Raw genomic sequence first — 23266 nt, forward strand, 5'->3', positions numbered from 1 at the left:
GTCCGCCGTCAGTAGTACACGTGAGGAACGGTGAGCTCGACCGGGGTGCCGCCGACCCACTTTTCGTACAGCTCGGCGTAGCGACCGGTGCGGACCTGCTGGTTGACGAACAGGTTGAGGTAGTGGATCAGGCCGTATTCGTTGCGCGCCGCCGCCAGCGACACGTAGTCGATGACGTAGGGTGCGTTGCCCGCCACTTTCAGGCCCTTGTACTTGCCGGACTTCAGGGTGGAGGCGGCGACAGTGTTGGTGACCACGGTGGCGTCGATGTGGCCCTGGGCGACGGCGAGGATGGTGTCGTTCTGGGTCTGGTAGGCGCGGAAGCTGCCGTTGCCCCACTTCTTCACATCCTTCTCCAGGGCGATGGCTTCGTAGGTGCCGCTGGTGTTGCCCACCGGGCGGCCCTTGATGTCGTCATAGCTCTTGATGCCGGTGTCTTCGCGGGTCAGCACCACCATCTGGAAGGCGAAGTAGGGCACGGTCATGGCCACGGTCTTGGCGCGCTCCAGGGTGTCGGAAGTGGAGGCGACGATGACGTCGGCGCGGCCGGAGACCAGCGCGGGAATACGGTCGGGGAAGGGCGTCTCGACGACTTCGGGGGTAACGCCGAGGACTTTCGCCAGGTCGTTGCAATAGTCGACGTCGAAGCCCACCGGGTTGTTCTGCGCATCGCGCGAGCCCATGGGCGGGAAGTCCAGTGTCACTGCGCAGCGCAGCTTGCCGGATTCGATGATGTCGTCGAGCTTGTCGGCCTGGGCCTGGGTGACGAGGAAGGTACTGGCAACAGCGGTGAGGGCTACAGCGATTCGACTGAATTTCATGGGGGCCTCTCTGGGTCTGTGTTGGGCAGTGATTTTGTATTAGGGATTTCGTATACGATATTTTCTAGAGCAAGGCATGTGCCAGAAATCGTCCGGGTGTAAGTCATGGGACGCAGGCCCCGCCGTTGAGGGGGCGGAGCGTTCAGATGCAGGAGAGGTAGCTGAAGGATGGTTCTGAAGGCTGTTACCGAATGAAGCAGGCGAGTGTTTCGCTGCCCCAAATGGAAGCACTGCGAGTCAGCGCAGTGTGGTCTGCGACTCGCGGTACTGGGTCGGCGACAGCCCGGTGAGGGCGCGGAACTGGCGGCTGAAGGCGCTGTGGTCGGTGTAGCCGCAACGCAGGGCGATCTCGGTGATCGGCAGGTCTTCCGCGAGCAGGCGGGTGGCTGCGCCGAGGCGGGCCTTGTGGATCATCTGCCGGGGCGTGAGCTGGAAGATACGCTTGCAGTGGCGCTCCAGCTGGGCAACGGACAGCCCGGCCAGCTCGGTGAGCTCGCCGAGGTTGATCGGCTTGTCGAAGTGCTCGCGGATATAGGCATCCACCGCCGCCAGGCGCTGGTACGCCGGGTGGGTCGACTGCGCCGCCTGCAGGTCGCTGGAGATGCCAGCCATGCCGATCACGTTACCGTTCGCATCACGCAGCGCCAGCTTGTGGGTCAGGCACCAGCCGGGCTGGCGTGCGGGGTAGAGGTGCAGTTCCAGCTGGTCGCTGAGCTGCCCGCCGGTTTCCAGCACGCGGCGGTCCTGCTCGGTATAGACCGGGCCGAAGCGCGAGGGGAAGACCTCATCGGCGGTGCGTCCGAGCAGTTCGCTGGCGTCCTTCACGCCGCAACGCCGCGCCAGGGTCTGGTTGACCAGCACGTAGCGGGCGCCGGTGTCCTTGATGAAGAACACCACGCCGGGCATGGCATCGAGCAGCGGGGTTATCTGCCGCAGGGTTTGCAGCAGGCTGTCCAGGTCGCGGGCGTCCTGGGGAATCAGGTCGTGCATCGGGAAGCGGCTTGGCTGTCGGAACACGGCTGAAGATACGGGACGAAAAGGTTGGGGGGAAGCCACTCGCGTATCTGACGGTGCGCGGGTGGAGTAGGGCGCATAACGCCTTTGGCGTCATCCGCCGTCCCCCGTGCATGGCGGAAGAGACGGCTGATAAAGCGTGCTGCTTTATGCGCCCTACGGGCAGCGGTCAGTCTTCAGCGAGTTGCAGCAAAGTATCGACCCGCGCCGGGCTGAATGGCGGGCGCGGCGCCGGCGGCTGCCAGCCGAACAGCTGCTTGGCGGCGGCGCCGCACACGCGGCCCTGGCAGGCGCCCATGCCGCAGCGGCTGGCGAGCTTGGCGGTGGTCCAGTCCGGCTTTCCGGCGAGGGCCGAGTAGGGGACGTCTTCGCAGCGGCACACCAGGGTGTCCGGCTCGGCCAGCTGGTTCAGGCGCGGATCGAGGGCGAAGTCGCGCCGCAGTGCATCGGCGAAGCGTTGCCAGCGCTGGCGCTGCGGCCACAGGGCGCGGGCGCTCTCGTGTTCGCCCAGCGCCGCGAGGCCGGCGATGCGGCCTTCCACCAGCGCCAGTTCGGAGCCGCCGAAGCCTGTGCATTCGCCCGCCGCGTAGATACCCGCGCGGCTGCACGCCTGCCAGGCATCGATGCGGATTGCGCTGTTCTCGATGGCGCAACCCAGCGCCTGGCCGAGCTGCACGTTGGGGATCAGGCCGAAGCCGCAGGCCAGCCGGTCGCACTCGATTTCCACCTGCTTGCCGCCCTGGTTCAGGCGTACGCCTTCCAGATGATCCGTGCCCAGCGCGGCAACCACATGACTGTCGGCGCGGTAGCTTCGGTCGTATAGGCCGAAGGACTGCAGCAGCTTGTTCGGCCAGCGTGGCAGCTTCATCGCGAAGCGTGCCAGCGCGGGCCAGGAAGCCTGCTCGGCGATGCTCACGACGCGTGCGCCATTGGCGCGGGCGGTGGCGGCGCTGGCGAGCAGCAGCGGGCCGCTGCCGGCGATTACCACGCGCTGTCCGTTCACTGGCACTCCGCCCTTGATCAGCGCCTGCAAACCGCCCGCGCCGGTTACGCCCGGCAGCGTCCAGCCGGGGAAGGGCAGCAGCAGTTCACGGGCGCCGGTGCAGAGGATCAGCTTGCGGTAGTCCAGTCGCCAGCCGCGTTCGAAATCTTCCAGCAGCAGGCCGCGCTCGCCCGCCAGCGCGACCACGCGGGTGCCGCTGTGCAGCTTGATGTTGGCGCAGGCGGCGACGCGCTCGCGCAGCTCCGTGGCCGCGCGCGGCAGATGTGCGTTCGGACCGTCGCGCCAGATCTGTCCGCCTGGCAGCGGGTTGTCGTCGAGGATGACGATGCTGGCGCCGCTCGGCGCGGCGGCCAGCGCGGCGGATAAGCCGGCCGGACCGGCGCCGACGATGACGATATCGGCAGCCACGCTCATGGGCGGGTCTCCACCTGCATGCCGTCGCGGCAAAGGGTCTGGCAGGCCAGGCGGCGTTGGCCGTCGATGTTCACCCGGCATTCCTGGCAGATGCCCATGCCGCAAAGTGGCGCACGGCGCTGGCCGCTGACCGAGGTGCGGGTGGTGCCGTCGCCGCCCAGGACGAGCGCGGCGGCCACCGTGGTACCGGCGGTGACGCGCAGGGGCCGGCCGTCGAGGAACAGATCAGGCATGGGCGGTGACTCCGAGGAAGCGGCGCGGGGAATAGGGTTCGGCGGCCAGCGGCAGCGGCTCGTCGCACAGCAGGGCGGCCAGCAGGTCGGCAGTGCCGGGCGCGGTGGTCACGCCCAGGCCTTCGTGGCCGACCGCCAGCCATAGGCCGGGGCGTTGCGGGTGTTCGCCCACCAGCGGCAAGCCGTCGGGGCTGGCCGCGCGGAAACCGGCCCAGCTGCGGATCACATTGAGGTTGGCCAGGCCCGGCATGTAGTCCACGGCGCGGCGCAGCATCTTTGCCAGCATCCAGCCTTCCACCTGCGGATCGGTGGTGCCGAACTGCCGCGAGGCGCCGATGAACAGCTGCCCGGTGGGGCGCGGCTGGATGTTGCAGGCCACCGAGGGGCCGCTGGCGTTGTGCGCGCTGGTCACGTAGCCCAGCTCCACCAGCGTGCGGCTGACCTTGCCGGGGTAGCGGTCGGTGATCAGCAGGTGGCCCTTCTTCGGCTCGATGGGCAGGCCGGGGCACAGCTCGCCGGCCTGGATGCCGTTGGCCAGCACCACGGCCTTGGCGCTCAGCCATTGGCCGTTGTCGAGGCGCACGCGGGGCTCGTCGATTTCCACCACCTTGGCCTGCCGCTGGCGGATCGGTTTCAGCGCCGACTCAAGCAGCCATGCCGCGGCGCGCGGCGCATAGAGAATGCCGTCGCCGGTGATCTCCAGCCCGCCGCGCAGGTCGCTGCGCAGCTCGGGTTCTTCGCGCAGCAACTCGGCGCTGTTCAGCAGTTTTGCGGCGACGCCGTGCTCGCGCAGCACGGCGAACTTGCGCTCGGCTTCGGCCATCTCTTCGTCATTGGCCGCCAGCCACAGCGTGCCGTTGCTGCGGTAGGCGCACTCGGCGGGCATGTCGCGGCCCCACTCGCGCCAGCGATGCAAGGAGTAGTCGCTCAGCGCCAGTTCGGCGGCATTGTCGTCCAGCACCAGCAGGTGGCCCATGCCGACGGCGGTGGCGCCGGGCAGGCGCGCGTCCAGTACCAGCACGTCCAGCCCGCGGCGGGCCAGGGCGTGGGCGCAGGCGGCGCCGACGATGCCGGCGCCGATGACGATGATGTCCGCATCGCTCACGAGCGGATGCCCCAGGCGAACGGGTCGTCCTCTTCCAGCAGCAGGGTAGCCTCGGCGCTGATGTTGGCGCGGCCACGGATGGTCGGGATGATGCGCCCTTCGGATGGTTCGCCGGTCCACTCGAAGCGACCTTCGAACTGGCTGCCGATCACGCTGGCCTGGCGCCAGGGCTGGCCGGCCTGCAGCTTGCCGTCTGCGGCCAGGCACGCCAGCTTGGCGCTGGTGCCGGTGCCGCAGGGCGAGCGGTCGTAGGCCTTGCCGGGGCAGAGCACATAGTTGCGGCTGTCCGCTTCGGGATCGTCGGCGAACAGCTCGATATGGTCGATCAGTCCGCCGTCTTCGCCACGGATGCCCTGGTCTTCCAGCGCCTTCTGTACGGCGACGGTGTAGGCGGTAAGGGCTTCGAGGTTGTCGCCGGCCACGCGCAGGCCATGATCGGAAATCAGGAAGAACCAGTTGCCCCCCCAGGCGATGTCGCCGTGTACCAGACCATGGCCGGGCACTTCCACCGGTACCTGCTTGCGGTAACGGTAGGCGGGCACGTTGCGCACGCTCACCGAGCGGTCGTCGTGCAGGGTCGCTTCGACGGTGCCGACCGGCGTCTCGATCTTGTGCGTGCCGGGGCCGATGCGCCCCAGGTGCGCCAGCGAGACCACCAGGCCGATGGTGCCGTGGCCGCACATGCCCAGGTAGCCGGTGTTGTTGAAGAAGATCACCCCGGCACAGGCGCTCGGGTCCACCGGCTCGCAGAGCAACGCGCCGACCAGCACGTCGCTGCCGCGCGGCTCCAATACCGCTGCGGCGCGCCAGGCGTCGTGCTCCTCGGCCAGCCGCGTGCGGCGCTCGGCCATGCTGCCCTTGCCCAGATCGGGAAAGCCGTCGAGCACCAGGCGCGTGGGTTCGCCGCCGGTGTGGGAATCGAGAACCTGGATGCGTTTCATGCTGCCCCCTGGGGTGTCTTGTTGTAGACGCTAGGGTGGCGCGGCGGGGAGGGTGGGCGCTTGAGGATTTTCCCCCGTGCCGATGATGAAATCGGCACAGGGGCGATGAGCGATCAGCTCGGCGAAGGACGGTTCGGCAGATGCTCGTAGAGGGTCCGGCAGACGCCGTTGATGTGCTCTTCCAGCAGGCGCGCGGCCAACTCGCCGTCGCCCGCACGGCAGGCGTTGAGGATGTCATGGTGCTCGTGATCCGCGCGCTCCTTGCCGGCCGACAGGCTCATCTGCATGCGCAGGTAGCGCTCCAGCTTGTCGTGGATCGAGCGGATCAGGCCAAGCAGGTACGGCCGCTGCGCCGGCTCGTAGAGGCAGGCGTGCAGCTCCCAGTTCAGCTCGGCCCAGCGGCCCACGTCATCCTCGCCGATGAAGTCGGCACAGATGCGTTCGGCGCGCGCGAAGGTCTCCTCGGTCATGTTCGGCACCGCCAGGCGGATCGCCTGGGCTTCCAGGACCACCCGCACCTCGAACATCTGCGCCAGTTCCGGCTCGGAAATCTTGGTCACCAGCGCGCCCTTGTTGCGCTGGAACTCCACCAGGCCCTCGGCCTCCAGGCGCTTGAGCGCCTCGCGCACGGGGATCTTGCTGACGTTGAACACCCGGGCGATGTCGTCCTGGCGGATCGGCTCGTTTTCCGCCAGCTGGCCGGAAATGATCGCCTCGCGCAGATGCTTGGCAATGATCTCCGAGGCGGAAGGGGCGATGCCCAGATTGGGCGCGTTGCGCAGGGGTAGCGGCACGATGCGATCCGGTCAGGTGGGTGTTGTCGGATATGGTATACGAAACGGCCATGGCACTGGGAGGGCCCGGTGATCGGACGCTTCACACCAACGGACACGCAAGGCGCGTGCCCGGTAACCGGGATCAGTTGCGGCGGTCGACGATATAGCGGGCCAGTGCGCGCAGCGGCTCGGCGGAGTCGCCGAAACCTTCCAGGGCGGCCACTGCCTGGTCGCGCAGGGTCAGGGCGTAGGCCTTGGCGGCATCGAGACCGAGCAGCGCAGGGTAGGTGGGCTTGTCGTGGGCCTGGTCCTTGCCCTGGGTCTTGCCGAGGGTGGTGGTATCGCTTTCCACGTCGAGGATGTCGTCCTGCACCTGGAAGGCCAGGCCGATGGCCTTGGCATAGCGGCGCAGCGCTTCGAGGTCTGCGGCGCCGGCGCGGCCGCTGGCCAGGGCGCCAAGCTGCACGCTGGCCTCGATCAGTGCGCCGGTCTTGTGCCGGTGCATGGTTTCCAGCGCGGCCTGGTCGATCTTGCGGCCGACCGATTCGAGGTCGATCGCCTGACCACCGACCATCCCGGCGGAACCGGCGGCGCGGGCCAGGATCAGCAGCATGTCCAGGCGGGTATGGGCGTCCTGCGGATTGAGCTGGGCGTTACCGATCACCTCAAAGGCCAGCGTCTGCAGGCCATCGCCAGCGAGAATCGCGCAGGCTTCGTCGAAGGCGATATGGGTGGTCGGCTGGCCGCGACGCAGGTCGTCATCGTCCATCGCCGGCAGGTCGTCGTGCACCAGCGAATAGGCGTGGATCAGCTCCACCGCGCAGGCTGCACCGTCGGCGCGTTCCAGCTCGCCACCCAGCGCTTCGCAGGCGGCGTAGGCCAGCAGAGGGCGCACGCGCTTGCCGCCGTTGACCACGCTGTAGCGCATGGCGGCATAGAGGCGGGTGAGTTCTTCACGAGGGGCGATGAACAGGGTTTCCAGTGCAGCATCGACACGCGCCTGGCAGCGCGCCTGGTAGGCGGCGATCATGCGTCGTCGCCTTCCGGATCGAAGGGCGCTTCGCTCAACTCGCCGTCACGCTCCAGCAGGATCTGCACTTTCTGCTCCGCCTGGGTCAGCGCCGCCTGGCAGTCGCGGGTCAGGCGGATGCCCTGCTCGAAGGCGCCCAGCGAGTCCTCCAGCGACAGCTCGCCGCTTTCCAGGCGCTCCACCAGCGTTTGCAGCTCGGCGAGGGACTGTTCGAAGTCAAGGGAAGCTTTCTTGCGGGCCATGCGGACATCTCGGCGGGGGGATTCAGAACCCGGCGACACTAGCAGAGACGGGACTTGCGGGCAAATCCGAGGGGTAGTGGTAGTCGCCAGAATGGCTGCTGCGATGACTGAACAAGGACGCCTCCGGGAGCGAGCGAACGGCCCTTGTCGCGCAGAGGTTCGCCCCTGATGTCCTGGTGATTTCGATGGACGAAACGCCAGCGGGAAAGTGAGAGGTTTCTAGTATTCACTGTCCCTGATGCCCTGGTGCTCCGCTACCACCTTCAGCATCCGTAACGACTCGAACGGTGCATCCACTACGAACTGGTTCGCCAGCCACGATGGCACGCTGCCGCCGGGATCGCCGCGCATTTCGTAGGTGACTTCGGTGAGCTTCGGGCCCTTGGGGACCATCTGCCAGGTGCCGGAGAGTATCGGCACGCGGATGCGTCCCTTCACCGGCGGGATGTAGTCCGGGGCGGCCTGCAGGCGTCGGATCATGCCGCCGTCCGGGGTCTCCTCCGTGCTCACCTTCAGCACCAGGTCGCGCGGTTCTGCGGGCCAGGGGAGTTTGGTGTCCAGATAGACCCAGATGGCTTCGTCGCTGTACTTGAGCAGGCGCATCTGGGCGCAGGCATAGAGCCATGCGCAGGACACGCGCAGGTTCTCCTGCAGGTGCCCGAGGGTGGCGACGTCGGCTTTCACCAGTGCCACGCCACGGAAGCTCTTGTAGTGCGAGTCCGGCACATCGCTGAGGTAGACGCGGATGCCGTTTTCTTCCTTCGCCAGTTGCCAGTTCTCCGCCTGGGCCCGGGCGATGACCGGGATGGCGAGTAGCAGGGCGATGAGTAGCGAGAGGCGTTTCATGGTGGCGTTCCCAGGGGAATAGCCCGATCTTAGGCGCTCTGGATGTCACTGGCGCAATGGCCGGCGAGCGGTCGTGGGGACTTTCGCGGGCATTAAAAAAGCCGGCTTGTGGCCGGCTTTCAGGGGGTGGTCCAACCTTACTTCTGGTAAGGCAGACCGCCTTGATTCTGTGGCAACGCAGTGAGCTGCGTGCGGGGGCGCAGATGGTAGCAAAGTCGGGACGAAAAGCCTAATCCCAGTCATGAAAAAGCCCCGCCTGGGCGGGGCTTTTCACGGCGCGGATAATCCGCGCGACCATCACTTGGCCTGGTAGGCGGCGACGGCTTTGTTGATGTAGTCGTGGGCTTGCGCGGCATCGCCCCAGCCCTCGACCTTCACCCACTTGCCCTTTTCGAGATCCTTGTAGTTCTCGAAGAAGTGCTTGATCTGCTCCAGCAGCAGGGCCGGCAGGTCGGTGTATTCCTTCACGTCCTTGTACAGGACGGTCAGCTTGTCGTGCGGTACGGCGATCAGCTTGGCGTCGCCGCCGGCTTCGTCGCTCATGTTCAGCACGCCAACGGGACGGGCGCGAATCACCGAGCCCGGAGCAACCGGGTAGGGGGTCACGACCAGCACGTCCAGGGGGTCACCGTCGTCAGCCAGGGTGTTCGGGATGAAGCCGTAGTTGGCCGGGTAGAACATCGGGGTGGCCATGAAACGGTCGACGAACAGGCAGTCGGTGTCCTTGTCGATTTCATACTTGATCGGCGCGTGGTTGGCCGGGATCTCGATGGCGACGTAAATGTCGTTCGGCAGGTCTTTGCCAGCCGGGATGCTGCTGTAGCTCATGGACGACTCCAGATAGTGGTCGGGCCGAAAAAGTGCGGCGGATTATAGGCAGATTGCCGTGGCCAAGCCACAGACATCACCTAGTGCGCCTGAGTTTCCTGATATTCGGGGTGTTCGCGCTGAAGCTGCTTGAGACGCGAGAGCGGATCTTGCCGGTAGAACAGCGAAAGCTGTTCATAGACGTTGGGATAGGCCGCGTGCAGCAGGTCGGGGGCGGTGAAGAAGTATTCGCTGGTGACGGCGAAGAACTCCGCCGGATTTTCCGCGGCGTAGGGGTCGATGGCGGTGTGCGCGTGCGGGTTGCGGTCCAGATGGCGGTTCATGTCGTCGTAGGCGCTCTGCATGGCGGAGGCCCAGTCGGTGACGCGCATGTCGCGGTGCAGCGGTGGCAGGCCGTTGGCGTCGCCATTGAGCATGTCCAGCTTGTGCGCCAGTTCGTGGATCACCAGGTTGTAGGCGTCCCAGCCGCCGCCGTTTTCCACGCCGGGCCAGGCGAGGATCACCGGGCCTTGCAGGGAGGTCTCGCCGGCGCGCTCATCGTCGAATTCGTGGATGACGCCCGCCGGGTCCCGGTGTTTCTGCGGGCTGACGAAGTCGTCGGGGTAGAGCACCAGTTCGTGGAAGCCCTGGTACCAGTTCAGCTCCGGCAGGTGCAGCAGGGGCAGTTGCGCCTGGACGGCGAGCAGCAGGCGGCGGTAGTCGTCGAGTTCTACGCCGGGCAGGGCGGAAAGGTGTTTGTCGCGCAGGAACAGCTGCGCCCGCTCGCCGAGCAGGCGCAATTCGTCATCGTTCAGGCCATCGAGGATCGGCAGGTGCTGGCGTACCTCCCGCCACAGCTGCGCATCGAGCGGATGGCGGGCGAGGAAGCGCCGGCGGCGCCAGGCGCTGAACGACCACATGGGCGATCAGTGCTCGCCGGGCTGGGTCTTGGCCGAAGGACGCAGTTTGTGGCGGATGAAGCCGATCACCATGGGGAGCAGCGAGAAGGCGATGATGCCGATGATCATCAGCGAGAGGTTCTGCTTGATGAACGGCACGTTGCCGAAGAAGTAGCCCAGGGTGACCAGACCACCGACCCAGGCCACGCTGCCCACCACGCTGAAGGACAGGAAGCGCAGGTAAGGCATGTAGGCCATGCCGGCGACGAAGGGCGCGAAGGTGCGCACGATGGGCAGGAAGCGCGCCAGGGTCACGGTCTTGCCACCGTGACGCTCGTAGAAGGCGTGGGTCTGGTCCAGGTAGTCGCGGCGGAAGATCTTGGAGTTCGGGTTGCTGAACAGGCGCTTGCCCAGGGTTCGGCCGATCACGTAGTTGGTGCTGTCGCCGGTGATGGCCGCGATCAGCAGCAGGCCGCCGAGCATCCACGGGTCCATGCCGCCGGTAGCGCAGATGGCGCCAGCGATGAAGAGCAGGGAATCGCCCGGCAGGAAGGGTGTCACCACCAGGCCGGTCTCGCAGAAGATCACCAGGAAGAGGATGGCGTAGATCCAAGTGCCATAGTTGGCCACCGCCAGCGACAGGTAGGTGTCGAGGTGGAGAATCATGTCGATCGGGTTGAATTCCATGAGAAGCCTGTTTTGACAGCGGGGTGAACGACCGGGGGGCGCATTATAGAGACGGTCGCGGGCCTGGGGCGCGTTTCATCGCGTCCTGCGACGAACGTCTACTCAGGATATTACAGGTCGAAAGTGAAAATTCGGTTGGGGTGCTGGCGGAAATGCCCTGTGACAAATGTGCCGGAGCCCTGTGCTAGGGGCCGGGCGTCAGCGCAGGCTTGCCTGCCAGCTGAGCCGTACCGGCATCGTTGACGGGCCGAGGTGTTGCGCGGGAGCGGCTTGCGGGGCGGCCCCCGGCAATTGCTCGGCGACGGGGTGCTCCGCCACGTTGCGGGTGCGCATGGCGGTTTCCAGGTGCGCCTCGGCGATCAACTGCTGCAGTCGCCCGCTGCGTTGCAGGGTACGCAGGCCGCGGTCGAGGCTGGCGGCCAGCGCTTGGCCCTCGGGGCGCGTCCTGGGGACCAGGACGTAGAGTGGCTTGATGTCCAGCGGCGGCTCGACGAACAGCAGTTGATCACGCAGCGCCGGGGCATTCTGGGCGAGCAGCTGATAGCCGGTATAGCGGTCCGTCACCGCCAGGTCGATACGCCCGCGCAGGAGCTTTTCCAGGTTCTGCCAATCGTTGCTGACCACTTCCTTCTTGAGGTAGTCGGCGGCGTCGAAGGCGCTCTGGTTGACGTAGCCGCGCACCACGCCGATGCGATAGGGGCGCAGGCCGTCGAGATTGCCGGGGATGATCGGCAGCTCGTGGTCGCGGCGGCGGAAGAAGCCGAGCTGGGAGTCCAGCAATGGCATCGAGGTGTAGAAGTCGCGGCTGCGGTCGGCCGAGAGGTAGGCCGGCATCAGGGCGTCGAAACGGCCTTCGCGGGTTTCGTTGAGCGCGCGCTGCCAGGGCAGGAACACCAGCTCGGCCTTGTCGCCATTGAGCGCCAGGGCTTCGTCGAGGATGCGGCTGGCCAGACCGTGACCGGGGAGGTCAGGGCCGACGTAGGGCGCCCAGTCCAGCGTGGCGATGCGCAGGGTCTGCGCCTGGCTGGCGGTGCACAGGAGCATGAGGATGAGGCTGACGAGCAGGGGACGACGCATGGATACCCTCAGCCGGCGGGCCCGGCGAGTCGATGGCCGGTCATCACTCTAGTGCGCCCGGCCCGCTGAATCCAGCGGGCCCCGGGGCCGCCGTCAGGTCAGGTCGTCGCTGATCGGCAGGATGTAGTTCTTGAACTCGCTGTCTTCGTGGAAGCCGATGGACTCGTAGACCTTCTGCGCGACTTCGTTGTTGACGCTGGTGGAGACGCGCATGCGGACGGCCTGGGTATCGCGGGCCATCTGCCGTGCGGTCTGCAGCAGGTGGTCGGCTACCAGTTGGCGGCGCGCTTCCTCGGCGACGTAGATGTCGTTGAGGATCCACACGCGCTTGAGAGACAGCGAGGAGTAGCTCGGATAGAGCTGGCAGAAGCCCAGCAGTTTGTCGTCGCTGTCGTCCGCGAGGGCCAGGTAGATCACCGATTCTTTGCGGCGCAGGCGCTTTTCCAGGAATTTCCGCGAGGATTCGGGGTAGGGCAGCTTGCCGTAGAACTCGCGGTATTTGACGAACAGCGGAGCGAGCAGATCGAGGTGGTCGAGCGTGGCTTGCACGATACGCATGGGCGGGCCTCGGCGTGGTGTGGTTGGGCTGGTATGGCAATGCAGGGGCTATGCCAGCGGATAGCCAGTGTGTCCGATGCTGCACCAGAAATTGTTGAAAGCGCAATCCAAGCAAGCGTTTGATCTGGAATGTTTGGCAGACGGGGCTTCAGAGAGCGTAGGAGCGGACTTCGTCCGCGATAGGTCAGCATCGCGCCGGAGGCCGTCGCGGACAGAGTCCGCTCCTACGGGGCGTCTTGTGGCGCGCGGAAATGTAGGAGCGGGCCATGCCCGCGATTTGCGCCCATCGGGCGCCCGGTCTCAGGTCAGCAGGAAGTTCGCCCCAGGCCCGCCGCCTTCCAGCGTCGGCAGTTCCGCCTCGTCCTTCAGGTTCACCCCCGACAGCTGTCGGCGGCAGGCTTCGCGCATCAGGTAGAGCAGGCGGTGGGTGGCCAGGCCGTAGCTCAAGCCTTCCAGCCGGACGTTGGAGATGCAGTTGCGGTAGGCGTCGTTCAGACCGGCCTTCGGCGCCCAGGTGAAGTACAGGCCTAGGCTGTCCGGCGAACTGAGGCCGGGGCGTTCGCCGATGAGGATCACCACCATCTTCGCCCGCAGCAGTTCGGCCACTTCATCGGCCACGGCGACGCGCCCCTGTTGCACGAGAGCAACCGGCGACAGGCTCCAGCCTTCGTTGCGCGCCTGTTCCTCCATGCGTTCGAGGAAGGGCAGGCTGTGGCGTTGCACGGCCAGCGAGGAGAGGCCGTCGGCGATCACCACCGCCAGGTCGTAACCCTGTGGATGGCGGTCGGCGTGGCGACGCAGGATTTCCACCGATTCTTCGTTCAGGCGCCGGCCCAGGTCGGGTCGCTGCAGGTAGGTGTCGCGATCGGCGGCGGCGCTGTGCAGCAGCAGGGTTTCGCGACCGCGCTCGGCCAGTTGCGTGGCCAGCCCGTCGCGGTCGAAGGGCAGGTGCACGGCGTCGCGGGCCTGGGCGTGGGCGAACTGGAAGTCCAGCTGCGCGCCGGTCGGCAGGCTGGTGCCGGCGCGGCCCAGGGCGATGCGTGCCGATGTCAGGCGACGCAATTCCTGCCAGGGATTGGGGGTGAAGCTATCGCTCATCAGACGCTCCTCAGGACAGTTGGGCGAGCGCGTGGCGGAAGGCGCCGGGAAGCTGGCTGGCCATGTGTACGTGGCCGTCCTGCTGACGGAGGATCTCCATGCGCTCCAGCCACGCCTCGAATTCCGGCGCGGGCCTCAGGCCCAGCGTCTGCCGCGCATAGAGCGCGTCGTGGAAGGAGGTGGTCTGGTAGTTGAGCATCACGTCGTCGGAGCCGGGGATGCCCATGATGAAGTTGATGCCGGCCACGCCGAGCAGGGTCAGGAGCATGTCCATGTCATCCTGGTCGGCTTCGGCATGGTTGGTGTAGCAGATGTCGCAGCCCATGGGCACGCCGAGCAGCTTGGCGCAGAAGTGGTCTTCCAGGCCGGCGCGGATGATCTGCTTGCCGTTGTACAGGTACTCCGGACCGATGAAGCCGACCACGGTGTTCACCAGGAACGGCTTGAAGTGCCGTGCCACCGCGTAGGCACGGGTCTCGCAGGTCTGCTGGTCGACGCCGTGGTGGGCGTTGGCCGACAGTGCGCTGCCCTGGCCGGTCTCGAAGTACATCAGGTTGTCGCCCAGGGTGCCGCGCTTCTGCGACAGCCCGGCCTCGTAGCCTTCCTTCAGGATCGACAGGCTCACGCCGAAGCTGGCGTTGGCCGCTTCGGTGCCGGCGATGGACTGGAACACCAGGTCCAGCGGCGCTCCGCGGTTGATCGCCTCGATGGAGCTGGTGACGTGGGTGAGCACGCAGGACTGGGTGGGAATCTCGTAGCGCTGGATGATGGCGTCGAGCATCTCCAGCAGGGTGCAGATCGACTGCAGGCTGTCGGTGGCCGGGTTGATGCCGAGCATGGCGTCGCCGTTGCCGTAGAGCAGGCCGTCGAGCACGCTGGCGGCGATGCCGGCCGGGTCGTCCGTCGGGTGGTTGGGTTGCAGCCGCGTGGACATGCGCCCACGCAGGCCCATGGTGTTGCGGAAGCGGGTGATCACGCGGATTTTCTGCGCCACCAGCACCAGGTCCTGCACGCGCATGATCTTCGATACCGCTGCCGCCATCTCCGGCGTCAGCCCTGGCGCCAGGGCGCGCAGGCTGTGCTCGTCGGCCGCGTCGCCGAGCAGCCAGTCGCGCAGGCCGCCCACCGTGAGGTGGCTGACCGGCGCGAAGGCCTGGCGGTCGTGGGTGTCGATGATCAGCCGGGTGACTTCGTCGCTTTCGTAGGGGACCAGCGCTTCGTCGAGGAAGCGCTTGAGCGGGATGTCGGCCAGCGCCATCTGCGCGGCGACGCGCTCGGCGTCGCTGCCGGCGGCGACCCCGGCGAGGCGGTCGCCGGAGCGCGCCGGGCTGGCCTTGGCCATCACCTCGCGCAGGCTGTCGAAGCGCCAGGTCTGGCCACCGACACTGTGGACGAATCCGGACATGGCGACTCCTCTCAGCCTTGGCTTGCGAACGAAGCGTTGGCGCCACGGTTGGCGCTGATCACGATGCTGCAGCAGGACATGCCGCCGATCATCAGCACCAGGAACACCGAAGCGATGACGCCGTTGAACCAGAGCATAGCGGCCAGGCAGACCAGGGCCAGCGCCAAGGCGATGGCGGGTACCACCGGGTAGCCCGGGGCAAGGAAGCTGCGTTCCAGATGCGGCTCACTGCGACGCAGCTTGAACAGGCTGAACATGCTCATGATGTACATCACGATAGCGCCAAACACGCTCATGGTGATCATCGCGGCGGTCAGCGTCATGCCCTGCAGGCTGACCAGTCCGTCGCTGAAGATCGCCGCGATGCCCACGGCGCCGCCGGCGAGGATGGCGCGGTGTGGGGTCTGGAAGCGCGACAGCTTGGCCAGGCCGCGCGGCAGGAAGCCTGCGCGAGCAAGCGCGAAGAACTGCCGCGAGTAGCCCAGGATGATGCCGTGGAAGCTGGCTACCAGGCCGAACAGGCCGATCCATACCAGCATGTGCATCCAGGTGGAGTTGTTGCCGACCACGGCCTTCATTGCCTGCGGCAGCGGGTCGTTGATGTTCGACAGTGCGCGCCAGTCGCCCACGCCGCCGGCGAAGATCATCACGGCGATGGCCAGTATCACCAGGGTAAGGATGCCGGCGATGTAGGCGCGCGGGATGGTGCGTTTCGGGTCCTTGGCTTCCTCGGCGGCCATGGCCGCACCCTCGATGGCGAGGAAGAACCAGATGGCGAAGGGGATCGCGGCGAAGATGCCGGCCATCGCCGGGGCGCCGAATACATCCGAGCCGGCCCAGCCATTGAGTACGAAGTTGCTGAAGCTGAAGCCCGGAGCCACCACGCCCATGAACACCAGCAGTTCGGCCACGGCCAGCACGGTCACCACCAGTTCGAAGGTGGCGGCGATGCTCACGCCGAGGATGTTCAGGGTCATGAAGATCACGTAGGCGCCAGTGGCCGCCCACTTGGGATCGAGCCCGGGGAACTGCACGTTGAGGTAGGCGCCGATGGCCATGGCGATGGCCGGCGGGGCGAAGACGAATTCGATCAGGGTGGCGATGCCGGCGATCATCCCGCCGGTCTTGCCGAAGGCCCGCAGGCTGTAGGCGAATGGGCCGCCAGCGTGGGGAATGGCGGTGGTGAGTTCGGTGTAACTGAAGATGAAACAGGTGTACATGACCGCCACCAGCAGGGTGGTCACCAGGAAGCCCAGGGTGCCGGCGGCGGCCCAGCCGTAGCTCCAGCCGAAGTACTCACCGGAGATCACCAGGCCTACGGCGAGCCCCCAGAGATGCAAGGTTCCAAGCGTCGGTTTTAGTTGTGATGCGCTCATCATGATTCCTCTGCCGCAAGGGGCGTGGACGGATACCTGAGGCTCGATGGTAGTGGCGCAAAGCCCCGCGAGACTTGACCGCTGGAACCGGCTTTCGCGGTGCAGGGTCAAGTTGCTGTTACCCATCGCCCCACGCGGGGTGCAGCGCCCGATCATGGTGCTGAAAACGTGCCAGGTGCTCCATGCTGTGGCAGCTGCAGAGCAGGCGCTGCGCTGTGTTCGACGCCGTGTGCGATGGGTGCGAGGCACGGGATTTGCTTTGTAAATCGGTCCCCGTTTTTCCGGGGGTGAAGTGCCTTGAGTGTTTCATAACAAGATCGGTAACCGTCATGAGCCAGCCCCTGTTCTCCCATCCCGGCCTGAGCGTGCCACTGGCCAACAACATCGGTGTGCTGTCCGCTGCCGCCAGCGGCCTGGGCCGCTTCATCGGCGACCAGGGCGGCGACATCGATCGGGTCTTCGGTCGTGCCGGCATCGATCCTGAGCGCCTGCTGCATCCCACCCTGAGCCTGGCACTCACCAACTATTGCCAGGTCCTCGAAGAGGCGGCGCGACAGTCCGGCTGCGACAACTTCGGGCTGCGCTATGGCGCGCAGTTCCGGCCCCGCGAGCTGGGCCTCCTGGGCTACGTCGGGCTCTGCTCGGAGACGCTGGAAGACGCGCTGAAGAACTTCGCCGCGGCCTTTCCCTATCACCAGCACGACACCCTGATCCGCCTGGTGGATTGCGGCGAGTGCTACCGCTTCGATTACCAGGTGCGCCATGGCGCCATCCTCGAGCGCCGCCAGGACGCCGAGCTGACCCTGGGCATGGCATTGAACCTGATGCGCCATGCCCTCGGTCCAGAGTGGGCGCCGCGTGCGGTGAGCTTCGAGCATGCCCGCCCGGAAGGCTGGCAGGAGCATGGCCGGGTGTTCGATGCGCCGGTGCTGTTCCAGCGTGGTTGCAACGCGATGCTGATCCCCAAACGCGACCTCTATGGCCGGCAGATGCCCGAGCGCGATGCCAACCTGTTGTTCCTGGTGCAGGACGTGATCCGCCGCCTGGGGGAGCAGGGCGGGGCGCCGAATCTGGTCGAGGACGCCGGCACGCAGATTCGGCTGGCCCTGGGCGAAGGTGAGCCGTCACTGGAGATCATCGCCGAGCAGCTCGAACTCACCACGGCTGGTCTGCAGCGTCGCCTGCGCGAGGCGGGGCTGAGCTTCAGCCAACTGGTGGAAAACACCCGCCGCGAACTGGCGCTGCACTACCTGCGCCAGCGCCAACGGCCGATCTCCGAGCTGGCGCCATTGCTCGGCTATTCCGAGACCAGCGCCTTCTCCCGCGCTTTCCGTCGCTGGTTCGGGGTCAGCCCCCGGCAGTGGCGCAGCGACGCGAGTTGACCGTCCGCGATCCGATCCCTCGTAGGATGGCGTAGAGCGCAGCGAAACCCATCGATCCCGTGCGCTGGCAGCATGGGTATCGCTACGCTCCACCCATCCTACGAAAGCCACACCTCGACACTTTCTCGCAGGCAAAAAAAAGCGCGGCCCGCAGGCCGCGCGAAGAAGAGATCGATAAAGCCGCCCGGCTTTCGCCGGGCGGGTGAATCAGAAGAAGCCCAGCGGGTTGATGTCGTAGCTCACCAGCAGGTTCTTGGTCTGCTGGTAGTGGTCGAGCATCATCTTGTGGGTCTCGCGGCCCACGCCGGATTTCTTGTAGCCACCGAAGGCGGCGTGCGCCGGGTACAGGTGGTAGCAGTTGGTCCACACGCGGCCAGCCTTGATGCCACGGCCCATGCGGTAGGCACGGTTGATGTCGCGGGTCCACAGGCCGGCGCCCAGGCCGTACTCGGTGTCGTTGGCGATCGCCAGCGCTTCGGCTTCATCCTTGAAGGTGGTCACGCCCACCACCGGCCCGAAGATTTCCTCCTGGAACACGCGCATCTTGTTGTTGCCCTTGAGCAGGGTCGGCTGGATGTAATAGCCGGTGGACAGGTTGCCATCGAGCTTCTCCACCGAGCCGCCGACCAGCACCTGGGCACCTTCCTGCTGGGCGATGTCGAGGTAGGAGAGGATCTTCTCGTACTGCTGCTGGGAAGCCTGGGCGCCGACCATGGTGTCGGTGTCCAGCGGGTCGCCGCGCTTGATCGCCTTGACCTTCTTCATCACCACTTCCATGAACTGCGGGTAGATCGACTCCTGCACCAGTGCGCGGGACGGGCAGGTGCATACCTCGCCCTGGTTGAAGAAGGCCAGCACCAGGCCCTCGGCGGCCTTCTCGATGAAGGTCGGCTCGGCCTGCATGATGTCTTCGAAGTAGATGTTCGGGCTCTTGCCGCCCAGCTCCACGGTCGACGGAATGATGTTCTCGGCGGCGCATTTCAGGATGTGCGAACCCACCGGAGTCGAGCCGGTGAAGGCGATCTTGGCGATGCGCTTGCTGGTAGCCAGCGCCTCGCCGGCTTCGCGACCGAAGCCCTGTACGACGTTGAGCACGCCCTTGGGCAGCAGGTCTCCGATCAGCTCCATCAGCACGCAGATACCCAGCGGGGTCTGCTCGGCCGGCTTGAGCACCACGCAGTTGCCGGCGGCCAGGGCCGGGGCGAGTTTCCACGCGGCCATCAGCAGCGGGAAGTTCCACGGGATGATCTGCCCGACCACGCCCAGCGGCTCGTGGATGTGATAGGCCACGGTGCTGTCGTTGATTTCGGCGGCGGAGCCTTCCTGGGCGCGGATGCAACCGGCGAAGTAGCGGAAGTGGTCGGCGGCCAGCGGGATATCGGCGTTGAGGGTTTCGCGGATCGGCTTGCCGTTGTCCCAGGTCTCGGTGATGGCCAGCAGTTCCAGGTTCTGTTCGATGCGGTCGGCGATCTTCAGCAGGATGTTCGAGCGGTCCTGCACCGAGGTGCGGCCCCAGGCGTCGGCGGCGGCGTGGGCGGCATCCAGCGCCTTGTCGATGTCTTCGGCGGTGGAGCGGGGGAATTCGGCGATGGCCTGGCCGTTCACCGGCGAGGTGTTGGTGAAGTACTGACCCTTCACCGGCGGGACGAACTCGCCGCCGATGTAGTTGCCGTAGCGCGCCTTGAAGGAAACCTTGGCGCCTTCGGTACCGGGGTGGGCATAACGCATGGTCGAATCTCCTGGGTCTTGTGCTTGTTGGGGAGGACGTTGATCAAGCGTAGAGCAAGGGCCGGGCCATGCCAGCGCAAGCCGCGCCGTGCAAGGCTTCGGGGCTTTCGCCCGGTCAGCCTGGAAAGCCCGCTGTGACGCGCCTGGGACAGTGCGTCGTGACACTTTGTCCCGTATTCGTGACAGTCGTGACCTGACGGTCGGCCAGGCGTTGCATTGCCCGCATGCCTGGGGGATGCTGTCCCAGGTTCGTGGCTGATTCATGACAGCGACGGACCTTCGGGGCTGCCTCCCCGTCCCCATTGCGGAGAACAACAAGAATGCGCGCCAACGATATGAGCCGCCACGCCCGCCAGGTCATGACCGTCGCCGAGGGCAGGGTTCGTGCCGGCGATCCCGGCGCCGATCCGTCGATCGCCCGCTCCTGGCTGCGCTGCCTGGAGCAGTACCACCTGGACCCTTCGCAGACCATGGCGCCCACGGTGCTGGAACATGCCCGCATGCTGGAGCGCCGCGAGCGCCTGCAGCAGGTGCTGGAAATCGCCAGCGGTGAGATGAGCAGCCTGCACCAGCAACTCTCGGGCGCCGGCCATGCGGTTCTCCTCACCGATTCGCGCGGCGTCATTCTCAACTGCGTCAGCGAGGCCGCCGAGCGGCGCACCTTCGAGCAGGCCGGGCTGTGGCTCGGCGCCGACTGGAGCGAGGCGAGCGAAGGCACCAACGGCATCGGCACCTGCCTGGTCGAACGCCAGGCATTGACCATCCACCAGGACGAACACTTCCGCAGCCGTCACACCGGTCTGACCTGTTCGGCCAGCCCGGTGTTCGATCCGCAGGGCGAACTGCTGGCGGTGCTCGATGTGTCCTCCGCGCGCCATGAGGTATCGCGGCAAAGCCAGTTCCACACCATGGCGCTGGTCAACCTGTCGGCCAAGGCCATCGAGAGTTGCTACTTCCTGCGGCATTTCGAGGACCAGTGGCTGCTGCGTTTCCACCTGCAGCCGGACGGCCTCGGCCTGTTCAGCGAAGGCATGCTCGCCTTCGACGGCAACGGCCGCATTCAGGCGGCCAACCAGAGCGCCATCAACCTGCTCGGCAGCCATCGCGAGAGCCTGCTCGGGCGCTCGCTGGAACAGTTCTTCGACTGCCGGCTGGACGATCTCTTCAGCCGCGCCGATCCGCAGCCCAATGCCAGCTGGCCGTTGCGCACCCATTCCGGCCGCGCGCTGTTCGCCCTGCTGCGCGGGCTGCGCCCCGTGCCGGCCGCGCCCGTGTTGCCGCGTGGGCCCTTGGCGAAAGGGCTGTGCATCGACGACCCGCAATTGGCCCATGATTTCCGCCGGGCGCTGAAGGTCTACGCCCACGACGTGCCGCTGCTGCTGCAGGGCGAGACCGGCACCGGCAAGGAGGCCTTCGCCCGCGCCGTGCACCAGGGGGGCGAACGCGCCAGCAAGACCTTCGTTGCGCTGAACTGCGCGGCGATCCCCGAATCCCTGATCGAAAGCGAGCTGTTCGGCTACCGTGGCGGCAGCTTCACCGGTGCGCGCAAGGAAGGCATGCGCGGCAAGCTGCAACAGGCCGACGGCGGCACCCTGTTCCTCGATGAGATCGGCGACATGCCGCTGGCCTTGCAGACGCGCCTGTTGCGCGTGCTGGAAGAACGCCAGGTGGTGCCCATCGGCGGCGAGCCGCAGGACGTGGACATCCGCCTGATCAGCGCCAGTCACCGTGATCTCGAAGCGCTGGTGGCCGCCGGACAATTCCGCGAAGACCTCTATTACCGCCTCAACGGCCTGGTGGTGGCATTGCCGCCGCTGCGTGAGCGCGAGGACCGTGGCGCACTGCTCGACCATCTATTGGTCGAGGAGAGCAAGGGCCGCAGCGTGCGGCTGGACGAGGACGTCCGTCGCCATCTGCTCGACTTCCCCTGGCCGGGCAACGTGCGGCAGTTGCGCAACGTGCTGCGTACGCTGTGTGCGCTGTGCGAAGGTGGCCGCATCCAGATGGCCGACCTGCCGCCGGACCTGCGCCGTGTGGCGGCTCCCGCTGCCGTCGCGCCGGTTGTGGCGAGCGAGGAGGGTAGCGACGCACTGGGCAATGCCGAGCGCCTTGCCTTGCTGGAGGTACTCGAGGCGCATCACTGGCATGTCAGCCGAGTGGCGCAAGAGCTGGGCATCAGCCGCAACACCTTGTATCGCAAGCTCAACCGCCACGGCTTGAGCCGGAGAATCTTCTCGTAGGATGGTGTAGAGCGCAGCGATACCCATCACTGCTGCACGCCGAAACTGCATGGGTATCGCTGTGCTCCACCCATCCTACGGTCTGCTACCGTGACGACATTCCCCGGCCACCGGGAACCGCCTTCCCACCTCGTCGTCTGATGCCCCGGCGGCGGGCCGCGCGGGGGCGCGCTGTGCTACTCTGCCGCCCATTCGAAGCGCCTTGAAAGGCTTGATTGCAGGAGTCTGCATGCATATCCACATCCTCGGCATCTGCGGCACCTTCATGGGGTCGCTGGCCGTCCTGGCCAAGGAGCTTGGCCACCGCGTGACCGGTTCCGACGCCAATGTCTACCCGCCCATGAGCACCCAGCTGGAAGCCCAGGGCATCGAACTGATGCAGGGCTACGACCCGGCGCACCTGGAACCGGCACCGGACCTGGTGGTGGTCGGCAACGCCCTGTCGCGTGGCAACCCGGCAGTGGAATACGTGCTGAACAAGGGCCTTCCCTACGTCTCCGGCCCGCAGTGGCTGGCCGACCACGTGCTGCAGGGCCGCTGGGTCCTGGCCGCCGCCGGTACCCACGGCAAGACCACCACCAGCAGCATGTTGGCCTGGGTGCTGGAACATGCCGGCATGAGCCCAGGCTTCCTCATCGGCGGTGTGCCGCAGAACTTCGGCGTGTCCGCGCGCCTGGGCGGCACCCCGTTCTTCGTGGTCGAGGCCGATGAGTACGACAGCGCCTTCTTCGACAAGCGCTCGAAGTTCGTCCACTACCACCCGCGCACGGCGATCCTGAACAACCTGGAATTCGACCACGCGGACATCTTCCCCGACCTCGCCGCCATCGAGCGGCAGTTCCACCATCTGGTGCGGACCATCCCCGGAGAAGGCCTGATCATCCATCCCACGTCCGAAACCGCGCTCAAGCGCGTGATCGACATGGGCTGCTGGACCCCGGTGCAGACCACCGGCGAAGGCGGCCAGTGGCAGGCGCGCCTGCTCAGCGAAGACGGCTCGCATTTCGAGGTGCTGTTCGACGGCCAGGTGCAGGGCACCGTGGACTGGGAACTGACCGGCCAGCACAACGTCGCCAATGCCCTGGCCTGCCTCGCGGCGGCCCGCCATGTGGGCGTGGTGCCGGAGCTGGGTTGCTCCGCGCTGTCAGCCTTCAAGAGCGTCAAGCGGCGCATGGAGAAGGTCGCCGAAGTCAACGGCGTGACCCTCTACGACGACTTCGCCCACCACCCGACCGCCATCGCCACCACCCTCGATGGCCTGCGCAAGCGCGTGGGGGATGCCAAGGTGATCGCCGTGGTCGAGCCGCGCTCCAACTCCATGAAGCTCGGCGCCCACCGCGACGGCCTGCCGGAGTCCGTGGTGCAGGCCGACAACGTGTTCTGGTACGCCCCGCCGAACCTCGGCTGGGATCTGGCCGCCACCGTCGCCAGCTCCACCGTGCCGACCCAGGTGTGCGATTCGCTGGAAGCCATCATCACCGGCGTGAAAGCCATCGCCACGCCGGGCACCCAGGTGGTGATCATGAGCAACGGTGGCTTTGGCGGCCTGCACGGCAAGCTGGCCAAGGCGCTGGAGGGCTGATC

At 66.5% G+C, this 23266-nt stretch carries 22 protein-coding genes; 3 read left to right on the forward strand and 19 right to left on the reverse strand.

Annotated features, from left to right (window positions below; translation table 11 throughout):
* Positions 1 to 8: 8 nt before the first annotated feature.
* The 18 genes from GA645_RS04130 to eat form a co-directional block, all read right to left on the reverse strand.
* On the reverse strand, positions 9 to 821 hold the full coding sequence (locus GA645_RS04130; RefSeq protein WP_152220211.1) for a transporter substrate-binding domain-containing protein: 813 nt from the start codon (positions 819 to 821) through the stop codon (positions 9 to 11).
* Positions 822 to 1058: 237 nt separating this feature from the next.
* Positions 1059 to 1811, reverse strand: coding sequence for an AraC family transcriptional regulator (locus tag GA645_RS04135; protein ID WP_178119478.1), 753 nt, complete (start codon positions 1809 to 1811; stop codon positions 1059 to 1061).
* A 193-nt stretch (positions 1812 to 2004) separates the two neighbouring features.
* Positions 2005 to 3252 carry an FAD/NAD(P)-binding oxidoreductase gene (locus tag GA645_RS04140; RefSeq protein ID WP_152220213.1) on the reverse strand — a complete coding sequence of 416 codons (1248 nt, stop codon included), beginning with the start codon at positions 3250 to 3252 and terminating at the stop codon, positions 2005 to 2007.
* Positions 3249 to 3485, reverse strand: coding sequence for a (2Fe-2S)-binding protein (locus GA645_RS04145; RefSeq protein WP_152220215.1), 237 nt, complete (start codon positions 3483 to 3485; stop codon positions 3249 to 3251). The genes GA645_RS04140 and GA645_RS04145 overlap by 4 nt, the downstream gene beginning before the upstream one ends.
* Positions 3478 to 4590: an FAD-binding oxidoreductase gene (locus GA645_RS04150; RefSeq protein ID WP_152220217.1), complete on the reverse strand. Its 1113-nt coding sequence runs from the start codon at positions 4588 to 4590 to the stop codon at positions 3478 to 3480. Before GA645_RS04150 ends, GA645_RS04145 begins: the two co-directional genes overlap by 8 nt.
* Positions 4587 to 5531, reverse strand: a complete 945-nt coding sequence (locus tag GA645_RS04155; RefSeq protein WP_152220219.1) for a 4-hydroxyproline epimerase — start codon at positions 5529 to 5531, stop codon at positions 4587 to 4589. The genes GA645_RS04150 and GA645_RS04155 overlap by 4 nt, the downstream gene beginning before the upstream one ends.
* Before the next feature lie 113 nt (positions 5532 to 5644).
* A complete protein-coding gene (locus tag GA645_RS04160; protein ID WP_152227894.1) occupies positions 5645 to 6313 on the reverse strand; it encodes a GntR family transcriptional regulator in 669 nt (222 codons plus the stop codon).
* Between the two features lie 136 nt (positions 6314 to 6449).
* Complete coding sequence (ispA, locus tag GA645_RS04165) at positions 6450 to 7337, reverse strand: (2E,6E)-farnesyl diphosphate synthase (RefSeq protein ID WP_152220221.1); 888 nt, start codon at positions 7335 to 7337, stop codon at positions 6450 to 6452.
* Positions 7334 to 7579, reverse strand: a complete 246-nt coding sequence (locus tag GA645_RS04170; RefSeq protein WP_081517239.1) for an exodeoxyribonuclease VII small subunit — start codon at positions 7577 to 7579, stop codon at positions 7334 to 7336. The genes ispA and GA645_RS04170 overlap by 4 nt, the downstream gene beginning before the upstream one ends.
* A 219-nt stretch (positions 7580 to 7798) precedes the next feature.
* A complete protein-coding gene (locus GA645_RS04175) occupies positions 7799 to 8425 on the reverse strand; it encodes an START domain-containing protein (RefSeq protein ID WP_152220223.1) in 627 nt (208 codons plus the stop codon).
* Between the two features lie 297 nt (positions 8426 to 8722).
* Positions 8723 to 9253 carry an inorganic diphosphatase gene (ppa, locus tag GA645_RS04180; protein WP_152220225.1) on the reverse strand — a complete coding sequence of 177 codons (531 nt, stop codon included), beginning with the start codon at positions 9251 to 9253 and terminating at the stop codon, positions 8723 to 8725.
* A gap of 80 nt (positions 9254 to 9333) precedes the next feature.
* Positions 9334 to 10152 carry a zinc-dependent peptidase gene (locus GA645_RS04185; protein ID WP_152220227.1) on the reverse strand — a complete coding sequence of 273 codons (819 nt, stop codon included), beginning with the start codon at positions 10150 to 10152 and terminating at the stop codon, positions 9334 to 9336.
* Positions 10153 to 10158: 6 nt separating this feature from the next.
* Positions 10159 to 10818, reverse strand: a complete 660-nt coding sequence (locus GA645_RS04190; protein ID WP_152220229.1) for a DedA family protein — start codon at positions 10816 to 10818, stop codon at positions 10159 to 10161.
* 198 nt (positions 10819 to 11016) lie between these two features.
* Complete coding sequence (locus GA645_RS04195; RefSeq protein WP_152220232.1) at positions 11017 to 11895, reverse strand: ABC transporter substrate-binding protein; 879 nt, start codon at positions 11893 to 11895, stop codon at positions 11017 to 11019.
* Between the two features lie 93 nt (positions 11896 to 11988).
* On the reverse strand, positions 11989 to 12453 hold the full coding sequence (locus GA645_RS04200; RefSeq protein WP_152220234.1) for an N-acetyltransferase: 465 nt from the start codon (positions 12451 to 12453) through the stop codon (positions 11989 to 11991).
* 300 nt (positions 12454 to 12753) lie between these two features.
* Entirely contained in the window at positions 12754 to 13551 is a 798-nt protein-coding gene (gene eutC / locus GA645_RS04205; RefSeq protein ID WP_152220236.1) for an ethanolamine ammonia-lyase subunit EutC, read from the reverse strand.
* A gap of 10 nt (positions 13552 to 13561) precedes the next feature.
* Entirely contained in the window at positions 13562 to 14956 is a 1395-nt protein-coding gene (locus GA645_RS04210) for an ethanolamine ammonia-lyase subunit EutB (RefSeq protein WP_152220237.1), read from the reverse strand.
* 11 nt (positions 14957 to 14967) lie between these two features.
* Positions 14968 to 16335 (reverse strand): ethanolamine permease, encoded by a 1368-nt coding sequence (gene eat, locus GA645_RS04215; RefSeq protein WP_178119479.1) that lies wholly within the window; start codon positions 16333 to 16335, stop codon positions 14968 to 14970.
* A gap of 326 nt (positions 16336 to 16661) precedes the next feature.
* On the opposite strand from eat, the gene GA645_RS04220 reads away from it, so the two are divergent.
* Complete coding sequence (locus GA645_RS04220) at positions 16662 to 17714, forward strand: AraC family transcriptional regulator (RefSeq protein ID WP_152220242.1); 1053 nt, start codon at positions 16662 to 16664, stop codon at positions 17712 to 17714.
* A 207-nt stretch (positions 17715 to 17921) separates the two neighbouring features.
* Here the strand turns inward: GA645_RS04220 and GA645_RS04225 are convergent, their stop codons facing one another.
* Entirely contained in the window at positions 17922 to 19442 is a 1521-nt protein-coding gene (locus GA645_RS04225) for an aldehyde dehydrogenase family protein (RefSeq protein WP_152220244.1), read from the reverse strand.
* A gap of 320 nt (positions 19443 to 19762) precedes the next feature.
* Here GA645_RS04225 and GA645_RS04230 point away from each other — a divergent pair, with 320 nt between their 5' ends.
* Both GA645_RS04230 and mpl read left to right on the forward strand, forming a co-directional pair.
* Positions 19763 to 21682 (forward strand): sigma-54-dependent Fis family transcriptional regulator, encoded by a 1920-nt coding sequence (locus GA645_RS04230; RefSeq protein ID WP_152220245.1) that lies wholly within the window; start codon positions 19763 to 19765, stop codon positions 21680 to 21682.
* A gap of 229 nt (positions 21683 to 21911) precedes the next feature.
* Positions 21912 to 23264 carry a UDP-N-acetylmuramate:L-alanyl-gamma-D-glutamyl-meso-diaminopimelate ligase gene (gene mpl / locus GA645_RS04235; protein WP_152220248.1) on the forward strand — a complete coding sequence of 451 codons (1353 nt, stop codon included), beginning with the start codon at positions 21912 to 21914 and terminating at the stop codon, positions 23262 to 23264.
* Positions 23265 to 23266: the final 2 nt, after the last annotated feature.

Source organism: Pseudomonas sp. SCB32 (assembly GCF_009189165.1).
GTDB lineage: Bacteria > Pseudomonadota > Gammaproteobacteria > Pseudomonadales > Pseudomonadaceae > Pseudomonas.

What these genes read in the sequence shown, in the direction of transcription:
- GA645_RS04170 (WP_081517239.1), bottom strand. Translation starts at nt 7,579, where the DNA reads ATGGCCCGCAAGAAAGCTTCCCTTGACTTCGAACAGTCCCTCGCCGAG.
- GA645_RS04230 (WP_152220245.1), top strand. Translation starts at nt 19,763, where the DNA reads ATGCGCGCCAACGATATGAGCCGCCACGCCCGCCAGGTCATGACCGTC.
- ppa (WP_152220225.1), bottom strand. Translation starts at nt 9,253, where the DNA reads ATGAGCTACAGCAGCATCCCGGCTGGCAAAGACCTGCCGAACGACATT.
- GA645_RS04130 (WP_152220211.1), bottom strand. Translation starts at nt 821, where the DNA reads ATGAAATTCAGTCGAATCGCTGTAGCCCTCACCGCTGTTGCCAGTACC.
- GA645_RS04155 (WP_152220219.1), bottom strand. Translation starts at nt 5,531, where the DNA reads ATGAAACGCATCCAGGTTCTCGATTCCCACACCGGCGGCGAACCCACG.
- mpl (WP_152220248.1), top strand. Translation starts at nt 21,912, where the DNA reads ATGCATATCCACATCCTCGGCATCTGCGGCACCTTCATGGGGTCGCTG.
- eat (WP_178119479.1), bottom strand. Translation starts at nt 16,335, where the DNA reads ATGATGAGCGCATCACAACTAAAACCGACGCTTGGAACCTTGCATCTC.
- GA645_RS04140 (WP_152220213.1), bottom strand. Translation starts at nt 3,252, where the DNA reads ATGAGCGTGGCTGCCGATATCGTCATCGTCGGCGCCGGTCCGGCCGGC.
- GA645_RS04200 (WP_152220234.1), bottom strand. Translation starts at nt 12,453, where the DNA reads ATGCGTATCGTGCAAGCCACGCTCGACCACCTCGATCTGCTCGCTCCG.
- ispA (WP_152220221.1), bottom strand. Translation starts at nt 7,337, where the DNA reads ATGATCGCCGCCTACCAGGCGCGCTGCCAGGCGCGTGTCGATGCTGCA.
- GA645_RS04210 (WP_152220237.1), bottom strand. Translation starts at nt 14,956, where the DNA reads ATGTCCGGATTCGTCCACAGTGTCGGTGGCCAGACCTGGCGCTTCGAC.
- GA645_RS04135 (WP_178119478.1), bottom strand. Translation starts at nt 1,811, where the DNA reads ATGCACGACCTGATTCCCCAGGACGCCCGCGACCTGGACAGCCTGCTG.
- eutC (WP_152220236.1), bottom strand. Translation starts at nt 13,551, where the DNA reads ATGAGCGATAGCTTCACCCCCAATCCCTGGCAGGAATTGCGTCGCCTG.
- GA645_RS04220 (WP_152220242.1), top strand. Translation starts at nt 16,662, where the DNA reads ATGAGCCAGCCCCTGTTCTCCCATCCCGGCCTGAGCGTGCCACTGGCC.
- GA645_RS04195 (WP_152220232.1), bottom strand. Translation starts at nt 11,895, where the DNA reads ATGCGTCGTCCCCTGCTCGTCAGCCTCATCCTCATGCTCCTGTGCACC.
- GA645_RS04145 (WP_152220215.1), bottom strand. Translation starts at nt 3,485, where the DNA reads ATGCCTGATCTGTTCCTCGACGGCCGGCCCCTGCGCGTCACCGCCGGT.
- GA645_RS04225 (WP_152220244.1), bottom strand. Translation starts at nt 19,442, where the DNA reads ATGCGTTATGCCCACCCCGGTACCGAAGGCGCCAAGGTTTCCTTCAAG.
- GA645_RS04175 (WP_152220223.1), bottom strand. Translation starts at nt 8,425, where the DNA reads ATGAAACGCCTCTCGCTACTCATCGCCCTGCTACTCGCCATCCCGGTC.
- GA645_RS04190 (WP_152220229.1), bottom strand. Translation starts at nt 10,818, where the DNA reads ATGGAATTCAACCCGATCGACATGATTCTCCACCTCGACACCTACCTG.
- GA645_RS04185 (WP_152220227.1), bottom strand. Translation starts at nt 10,152, where the DNA reads ATGTGGTCGTTCAGCGCCTGGCGCCGCCGGCGCTTCCTCGCCCGCCAT.